Annotated in this window: 8 protein-coding genes and 1 pseudogene; 2 read left to right on the top strand and 7 right to left on the bottom strand. The window is 30.4% G+C overall.

The window, feature by feature from the left end; genetic code table 11:
* Window positions 1-67: 67 nt before the first annotated feature.
* Window positions 68-775, bottom strand: coding sequence for a 6-carboxyhexanoate--CoA ligase (locus F7B34_RS01535; protein WP_292459794.1), 708 nt, complete (start codon window positions 773-775; stop codon window positions 68-70).
* A gap of 209 nt (window positions 776-984) precedes the next feature.
* Between F7B34_RS01535 and F7B34_RS01540 the strand changes: the two genes are divergently transcribed.
* The gene (locus F7B34_RS01540; RefSeq protein WP_292459796.1) at window positions 985-1,146 is read left to right on the top strand and encodes a hypothetical protein; all 162 of its coding nucleotides are present in this window, start codon (window positions 985-987) and stop codon (window positions 1,144-1,146) included.
* A gap of 183 nt (window positions 1,147-1,329) precedes the next feature.
* Here F7B34_RS01540 and F7B34_RS01545 read toward each other — a convergent pair whose 3' ends face one another.
* From F7B34_RS01545 to F7B34_RS01565, 5 genes are all read right to left on the bottom strand, one after another.
* Window positions 1,330-2,376: an ATP-binding cassette domain-containing protein gene (locus F7B34_RS01545; RefSeq protein WP_292459798.1), complete on the bottom strand. Its 1,047-nt coding sequence runs from the start codon at window positions 2,374-2,376 to the stop codon at window positions 1,330-1,332.
* A gap of 47 nt (window positions 2,377-2,423) precedes the next feature.
* A complete protein-coding gene (locus tag F7B34_RS01550; protein ID WP_292459799.1) occupies window positions 2,424-3,155 on the bottom strand; it encodes a Rossmann-like domain-containing protein in 732 nt (243 codons plus the stop codon).
* Entirely contained in the window at window positions 3,142-3,939 is a 798-nt protein-coding gene (locus tag F7B34_RS01555) for an ABC transporter permease (protein WP_292459801.1), read from the bottom strand. The genes F7B34_RS01550 and F7B34_RS01555 overlap by 14 nt, the downstream gene beginning before the upstream one ends.
* A 40-nt stretch (window positions 3,940-3,979) precedes the next feature.
* Window positions 3,980-4,765: a molybdate ABC transporter substrate-binding protein gene (modA, locus tag F7B34_RS01560; protein ID WP_292459802.1), complete on the bottom strand. Its 786-nt coding sequence runs from the start codon at window positions 4,763-4,765 to the stop codon at window positions 3,980-3,982.
* A gap of 261 nt (window positions 4,766-5,026) precedes the next feature.
* The gene (locus F7B34_RS01565) at window positions 5,027-6,601 is read right to left on the bottom strand and encodes a radical SAM protein (protein ID WP_292459803.1); all 1,575 of its coding nucleotides are present in this window, start codon (window positions 6,599-6,601) and stop codon (window positions 5,027-5,029) included.
* A gap of 287 nt (window positions 6,602-6,888) precedes the next feature.
* Here F7B34_RS01565 and pdxT point away from each other — a divergent pair, with 287 nt between their 5' ends.
* Window positions 6,889-7,482 carry a pyridoxal 5'-phosphate synthase glutaminase subunit PdxT gene (gene pdxT / locus F7B34_RS01570; RefSeq protein WP_292459804.1) on the top strand — a complete coding sequence of 198 codons (594 nt, stop codon included), beginning with the start codon at window positions 6,889-6,891 and terminating at the stop codon, window positions 7,480-7,482.
* A gap of 4 nt (window positions 7,483-7,486) precedes the next feature.
* Here the strand turns inward: pdxT and F7B34_RS01575 are convergent.
* Window positions 7,487-8,807: pseudogene (locus F7B34_RS01575) on the bottom strand (RNA-guided endonuclease TnpB family protein).
* Window positions 8,808-9,040: the final 233 nt, after the last annotated feature.

Consider the following 9,040-nt stretch of genomic DNA (forward strand, 5'->3'; position numbering starts at 1 on the left):
CAATTTCCTTTTGAAGCTGTGATTTTAGCATAATATCACGTTTTTTCTTTTTATTATTTTTATTATTCTATTTAACAATATATGGTTTATTCTCCAATTTATCAATCAAATCCTCAATATTTATACCATTTTTAACAAAAAATACCCTTCCGCCCTTTTCAATTTCCTTTTTTAAGTTGGTTATTCTAAAATATCCGTCCTTTGTGGTTACATATCCAGTAGTATATGATTTGTTATCCGATGTGCAGAGCTCAGCAATCGCACCTAAACTTATTACCTTAGATGCAATTGCAATGGCATCAACTGTTCTATCTGTTCCAATATTGTTTTTTAAAATTTTTTCTTTTAATTCCTTTGTTGTAGAGATGTTTTTAACCCTTACGCCCCTTTCTTTGTCTGGCTCTAATCTTTCCCCATTTAAATTTAGAATGGAAGCCCCTCTCATTCCTCCCTTATCAATTATTTCAAATGCCTTTTCTATTAAATCATCGTTTATTCCTTCTTTTTTTAGAATATCTCTTGCCGTTCTTCTTGCTTCCTCTTTATTTTTGCAGTTTATGGTTTTTATTGGCAAATGGTTAATATATCTCACTTCGTTTTTATCGATTTTTTCAATCTTTATATTTATAAAATCGGGAGCTCCGTTTTCATGAGATAGAGCTCTCTTTATAAATTCATTTGTGGTGAGCTCTATATATTTTTCATCATCCACAATGGTTTCAGCTCCCGATATATGATTTCCCTTTTTTGACGCCCTCATTTTTATGCTGAACATATTATCACCATTCATCCATTTATTATCTTTACATTATTTATATATTATTTCAATTTGTCATGATTTATCATTATATTAAAAAAGCCCTATTTCACTATTTTTCATTAAAAACAATTGTCATGATTTATCATGAGCAAAAAGGTATATATATTAGTTTTTACACTACTATAATCAAGGAGAAATAAATAAATTAAAAAAAAGGTGATATTATGAATGTAAAATTAAACATGCAACCAGTGAAAAATGATGAAAGATTGAAAGAAATTGAAGAGTTCTCAAATGACTTAAAAAGACCATACAGAGGGGACAAAACAGTAGAGATACTTGCTTATGTGGTTGGTATATTAACAATAGCATCAATATTGTTGTAAATAATGTAATATATAAAAACGAAGAATTGCCTTATTGGTTAATTAAAATAATACCAAAATTGCCGTAAGTAAGTATCCAATTATTAATAATTGCCGTGCTGCTGTTTTTACCGCCATTGTTTTGGCTGATTGTTGAAATTTGTAATGAATTATAATGATAAACTTAATGACCTAAAAAATAAATCAGAGCTCTTTTATTGGTATTGCAGTAGTTATACAGAAATTTATATCAGAGTCTTTTTTGAGTTGCATTTTATCAGCTTTGCACTTAACCACTTCACAATTTAAATTTAAACCATTAACATTTAATATTACTCGATAGGTGCATAAACTGGAAGGAAATATTTCAACGATTTTTCCAGAATATATATTTTCGTTTCTATAATGACATTTACAATGGCTTATTATCATTATGTCCTCTGGTCTTATTCCTATCAGAGCTCTCCCACATTGGCATTCATAACCCATATGGATATCTATTTTTCCATTGCTGAATATGTATTTTCCATTTTCTTCCCTAATACTTCCATTTAATAAATTTCTAACTCCTGTAAATTCTGCTATAAATTTATTCTTCGGTTTTTTCAGTATTTCATCAATAGTTCCCATCTGTTCAATTTTTCCATTTCTTATAATTGCCATATGTTTTGCAAGAGCTATTGCCTCGTTAAAATCATGGGTAACATGTATAAATGTAATATTTGAATTGTTGTATATTTCTCTGAGCTCATATAACAACCTCTCATGTATCAATCTATCAAGTGAGTTCAAAGGCTCATCAAGAAGGATTATTTCAGGTTCTAAAACAAGTGCCATTGCTAAGGCAACTCGTTGTTGTTCCCCCATACTAAGATTTTTTGGATATCTATTCAATAGATGCTCTATTTTTAATAATTTACAGGTGTTTTTAATTTTTTCTATCTTTTCACTATTTCTTTTTTTTATGCCGAATCCTATATTTTCCTTTACGGTTAAATGGGGAAAAAGATACCTTCCATTGCACATTACAATTTTCCTTTTATTGATAGGCTTTTTAGTAATATCTTCACCGTTAAGAATTAATTTCCCCTCATCCGCCTTTCTAAATCCTGCTATTATTTCTAAAAGTGTAGTTTTCCCACTTCCACTTAATCCAAGAAATACAAAGTAATCATTATTCTCTATTTTAAGATTGTCAATTTTCAATGTAAAATTATCTAGTTTCTTTTTTAAATTTTTAATTTCAAGCATAATATCCCCTTAAATTAAAAATTAAGGATATAAATAATAAGAAAAATTTATTTCCCACATTCACAGAATCTTTCAAGATTTAATAATTTGGCTATTCCTGCAACTGTTGTTCCATAAAATATTACTCTTTTGTTGTATTTTTTTGCCATCTCAACAATATCAAATATCGTTCCATTTGCCGCAGTGCTTCCAGTAGAAAGAACAATATCTGAATTTTTTATTAAATATTCGTTCATATCTGCATGGTATATTACAATACCATGTTTTATTCTCCCTATATTGTTAAAATCCAAATCTGTTGCCATTACATTGTCTTTTCCAAATGTTTCCACCATTTGCTTAATTATTGCAGGATGATATCCGATTATACCGATTTTTGTATTTTTAATATCTTTGCCATTATTTTTAAATTCATTTAACAGGTATTCAGAAAGTTTTTTTGCACATGTTTCAGGCTCATCTTTTGTGCAGTGCTCTGTTTTTTCAATATGTCCTAAGTATCTCATAACAGCATTCAATGTTGCTACAATAAGTGGATTATAATCTGATTCCAATACTTCTGCAATAGTTCCTTTAAATTCCCTTAAATTTCCTGTAAAAGCATCTCCAACACAGCCTTTAAAAAATGCCCTCAATAAAAACTCTCTGCCGTTCAACAACGGATAGTCGCTTATTCTTGTTGTATCTAAATTCACATTTACAGGATGTGCTTCGATAGGTTCATTTAATAGATTGTTTTCTTCTGCAATCTTTTTAAGTGCTTCTTTAATATTTATCATAATCACCACCACCTATTTTAACTATTGTTTTTATTGAAAATATGGTTAATACTGCAACTACAAGAAATATAAATGCTACCGATAGTGCGAGTTCTAACTTACCTATGGATATATTTAAAAATACGGCAATGGGCAATGTCTCAGTTTTCATCTTTGTAGCTCCTGCAAGCATTAGCGTGGCTCCAAATTCCCCCATACTTCTTGCCCATGCAAGAATCATACCTGCAAGAATGCCATTTTTTGCCATTGGAATTATTACCTTAAAGAAACTTTTAAGTTTAGTCATTCCTAAACTCTGTGCTACATACTCGTATTTCTCGTCTATGCCTTCAAATACTGCTTTTGATGTTTTAATTATAAACGGCGTAGCAACAAAGAACTGTGCAACAATTATCCCTGTGGGACTAAATATCACATTTATAATGTTTTCGGTAATTGTCCTTCCAATTAATGTATTTCCAAAGAACACAAGAAGGGCAAAACCTGATATAAGTGGTGGAAGTATCACCGGCAAATCTATCAAACTGTCTATTAATTCCTTTCCTTTAAAGTTATACCTTGTAAGAGCATATGCCGAAGGAACCCCTACAATAGCACCGAGTAAAGTAGCAATTGATGCAGTCATTAAGCTAAGTTTTACGGCAAATTGAATTTCTTTTGAAAATATTGCCTCTTGAAGTGTTCCTATAGATACTTTACCAACAATTGCCAGCACAATGAAAAGAATTAGTATAATAAAAATAGATAAAGCAGATAAGGAAAAGAATTTTAATAAATCTCTCATATTATCCCTATTTTTTAATTATTTTACCTTCCATTAAATATTATTCTATCACTTCAAATCCGTATTTTTTAAATATCTCTTTTCCTTTGGTATTTACGAAATCATAAAATAATTTAGCATTTTTTTCATTTTTGGTTGTTTTTAGTATAGCTATTGGAACAGTTTTAATTATATTGTATTTTGGGTCTATTGGAACAATATCCACCTTATCTTTGTCCTCCATGGCATCTGCCCTCCAAACCACTGCGGCATCAGCCTGACCTAGCTCGACATAAAGCAAGGTTTGTTTTACAGTAGCCCCTCTAACAACAGTGTTATTTTTTATTTTTTTAGTTATGCTTGGATGGTCTTTTTCTGCCTTAGTTAATATCTTATTAAAGGTTCTTCCTATTGCAATATTTTCTTCACCAAGAGATAGTTTTATCCCCGGTTTTCCCAAATCTTCAAGTGATGTGATATTTTTTGGATTTCCTTTTTTGACAACTATTACTGGAATATGTTTTGTTATATTGGTACAATCAATAATATATCCCCTTTTGCTCAATTCACTGACATAGAAGTATGCACCGGGCATAAATATATCTCCTTTATTTGATGCAAGAATTTTTGAATAAAGAGGTCCGCTCCCGGCGTAGTCGTAATTAACCTTTATATTATATTTTTTTTCGAATTCCTTTCCAATTTCATCCATAGGCTGCTGCATTCCTGCTCCAACATAGGCATGGATTGAAGCCTCAGTATTTTCTTTTCCATTTTCAGTGCATCCTGATAAAGTTAAACCCAATATTATCAAACCCACGCCAATTATAATAAGGCTTTTTTTCATATCATCACCATCGATTATTATCATTAAAGGAAATATATTTCCGTTATAATATATAATATAAGGAAATTATTTTCTTAGTAAAATATTGAATTATAATATATAAACTTTTTGGTAATAATGGTTTGCAAATATATTTAATTAATAATTATATAAAAAATTAACTATATTAAATTACTACATTTAGAGATAAAAATATATAATAAAAAACAGAAAAAAATATACCAATATAATAATAAAAGAGTAAAAAAATAAACTTACTAATTAAAGAGGCTTTCCAGTTATAGACCTCCTACCATATCCTGTTATTTTAACATCAACGAAGCTTTTAAGTTTTAAATCATTTCCAATCATGCCGACCAATATAGGATAACTTCCAAACTGCCGTCCAAAATAAAGGGTTTTCTTTTCTTTTATTTCAAGCGATAGCGAAGGATTTTGCAAATCTTTGATTTGCATGACCTCAACAAATACATCCTTTAATACAGTCCCTTTTGGAATTACTCTTTTTAGCATAGGATTATCAATTTCTTTTCTGATTTTTTCCTTAAAGCTTAAAAATAATTTTTTTCTTTTATTTGCTTTTTTGATGTCGTTTATACTTATATCTGTGCCGAAAAATGGGACAACTTGCCTTATATTTATTCTCCTTATCATATATCCGTCGTCATATATTTGTTTCAAATAATTATAATTTATATTGAATGTTTCCTTTGTTTCTCTCTTTAATCCAAACAATAAGTTTATGCCGGGAAGTAAATGGGGAAGACCTGTAAAGCTCCTACTACCTCCAATTTCATTTAATATTTTTACAGCTTTTAAAACATCCTCAGGAGTGGTTAATAAATTATTCTTTTTAATTACCTTCTCATCAAAACTTTCAACACCAAAAGCCGCAACATTTCCTCCTGTACAGTATTTCACAAGTATTTTTGCAATTTCCCTACTCTCATCTTCATGCCTTGATATCACCGCAGGATTTGCATTGTCTATATGTAAAACCTCAGGTTTAATGTTATTACATATGCCTTTAAACAATCTTTCAACTGCATCAACATTTGGTTTTGGTACCTCCTCTTTTTCACTATCCTTCGCCTTATATGAAAAAATACATGGTTGTCGCCCTATTCTATAATATTTTATCCCGTTTAAATACAATTCTTTAACCTCTTCAATTATATCTTTCTCATCCCTGTATTTTGGACTTCCAAACCTTCTCGGCTCTGTGCAGAAGCTACATCCTCCACTTGTATTTCTTGAACATCCTCTGTATGTTTCAATTTCTGCAATGATGTAAGGATAGTCAGGATGTTGTTTTACAATTTTTGCCCCTCTAATTGCAAATTCCTTTATTTGATTGTAATTTCTTAATTTTTCAGGATTTATTTTTTCAATGTTAAAATTATTCTCAATTAAATCAGATAAAACTATTTCAAGGTCTCCACTTGCCACAACATCAAAGAAGTATTTGAGCTTTTCTTCGTCTTTTATTTTTCCCCCTTCCATTGATGAACCAAATTTTGTTGCAACAGGACCCCCCAATATTTTTAATCCTTTAAAATCATATAAAATTGATACAATTTCCCTCAATGTTGCAGGATTTGCATTTAAATATTTTCCAGGGGTGTGGAATCCACAAATTGCTATTACTACATCAAATTTGTTAAAATCAAATCCCTTTTTAATCTCGTTTCTTAATTTATCGATAGTTATATAATGCACATCATAGTTATATTTATAAATGACACCTGCGGCATATCTTGGATATGTTCCTATGTATGGTGGAACCCCAAGTCCAGCAGGTTCATCGGTGTATCCGTCAAGTATTAGGAATTTCATTGTATCACCTTATATATTGTTCAAAACGAACGAAGTGAGTTTTGAATTTTCGTCCAAACCTTTTTTAAAGGTTTGGTTCGACCATCCGTCAAGTATTAGGAATTTCATTGTATCACCTTATATATTGTTCAAAAGGAACGATTTCATAACAATAATAATCATTAAAACACCTGTGATGAATAAATTTTTGCTGATTTATATATGATGAACCGTATGAGCTCTGAGGTGTTTATTTATTTTAGAAGTTTTTTATTTTTACTAATATATAATTAATAATTGGTGAGAGTATGAATATAGGTATTTTAGGTATTCAGGGAGATATTGAAGAGCATGAAGAAATGGTTAAAAGGATAAATTGCACGCCAAAAAGGATTAGAACGCCTGCTGATTTAGATGATATTGATGCCCTTATTATTCCAGGTGGAGAAAGCACTACCATGGGCAAACTTATGAAAAAATATGGTTTTATTGAAGCTTTAAAAAAATCTGATTTTCCAATATTGGGAACTTGTGCAGGTATGGTATTGCTTTCAAAAGGAACTGGAAGGGAACAGCCACTTTTAGAATTGATGAACATAACCATTAAAAGAAACGCCTACGGTAGCCAGAGGGAAAGTTTTGAAGAAGACATTGAATTAGATGGGGAAAAAGTCCATGCGGTATTTATCAGAGCTCCTGTTGTAGATAAACTTTTAGATGATACTGTTGAAATCATAGCAAAAGAGGGAGATAATATTGTTGGAGTGAAGGAAGGTAAATACATGGCAATAGCATTTCACCCCGAGCTCTCAGATGATGGATATAAGGTTTATAAATATTTCCTAGATAATGTTGTTAAGAGAGGGGGTTCTTCCAATGTAGTCATCTATAGACAATTATAGACATTCAAGAAATTTTAGTCAGATATTTTCCGTTATAATCAACTTTATAGACTATTAGAGGGAAATCTACGATTTGAACAAAATCCGAAGGATTTTGTAGCTCGAACCTTCGGTTCGATTCCCTTACTGGAAGCTTCGCTTCCACACTGGGATTGGGCGTCATCAGTTTCCAAATGGAAACCTCTGCCCCTGTCGTGGTAACCTCTGAGCCACCCATAATCTCTTTAACTTTACCTAAACCTCTTTTAAAGATATTAAAACAGCCAACCAACTGGCGATTAAATGAGTTTTTACAATTAAAGCAATAAATAACCTGTCCTTCTTGGGACTCCATTTTACTCCCGCATATAGGACAGGTTGTTGATGTGTAAGAAGGATTAACTAAAATGGTTATTACTTTATAACCAATTTTTTGTATTATTTCATTCCAATTAGCCCTATCCAACTTTCGATTGAAAGTTTTATTTTTATACATTTTTCTTTTATTCAAATCTTCGAAGATAAAAATCACATTAGGAAATAATCGAGACAGTTGAGTAGTTAATTTATGTAAAAAGTCATAAACTCTATTCTTCCTTCTTTCTAACAATCTTTTTATCTACCTTAAGGCTCTTACAGGATATTTTTTAAGTAAATCGATTTTTTTGTCATAAACTTCTTTAATCCTATGCAATTCAGATAAATCAATCCTTATCCAACCCTCTGTTGGGTGGTATAAATCTAACGACTTTAAGTTGCTATCTACTCCAACTATCATCTCCTTGTCTGAATAATTTAGAGCATCTTTAAAGGTTAAATATGCTTCATTTTCTTTTAAAATAATTTCTCCTATTGGTAAATCTTAACTTTATCGAAAAACCATTCGTTTTTAATATTTAAGACCAAATATTCTTCTCTCGGTTTTATCGTTATTCTTATCTCTCCTTTATCTTTATCATATTTTATTAGAGTTGTTTTAACTCTAACAAAGGTCTTTTAACTATCGGTTTTGTTTTTGTTCTATAACCATTTTTATAATTTGAGGACCAACTACCTAAGATAGAATAGGCAGTTTTAATAATTCCATCTATATAATGAGAGGCATAATTCCAATTTTCTAACAGTTTGTTTCTTAAATTTCTTTTAAATTCGTTTGATTTTGGTAGTTTTGGTAGTTCTTTTTTAGTCCATTCGATATTATTCCAAATTATGTCTATGCATTCGTTTAGTTTTTCTCTACATTCGATTAAAAAGGTTTTAAGTTGATGGTTATGGCTAACCTTGTAAGATAAAACGATTTGATAATCCAATTCTTGGTTGTTTTTTGATTTTGTTTCGTTTAGCATAGTAATCGTTCATTCGGTTTTAGATTGTTATATTGTCCATCGATAGAAAATAAAAAATATTATTTCCAATATCTATTATTAGGCAAAGTAGTTAAAGTTTCTTATGGAGAAGGATATTTTTAAAGTGATGGAGAATACGATATAAATACACTGAATAAAATCGTTAAATACTAACCCCATAATAAAGAAAAAAAAAGTAATAGGGCTACGGTGATAAAATTAGAGATAAAATC

It is taken from the genome of Methanothermococcus sp. (assembly GCF_015523155.1).
Taxonomy (GTDB): Archaea; AGJL01; Methanococci; order Methanococcales; family Methanococcaceae; genus Methanofervidicoccus.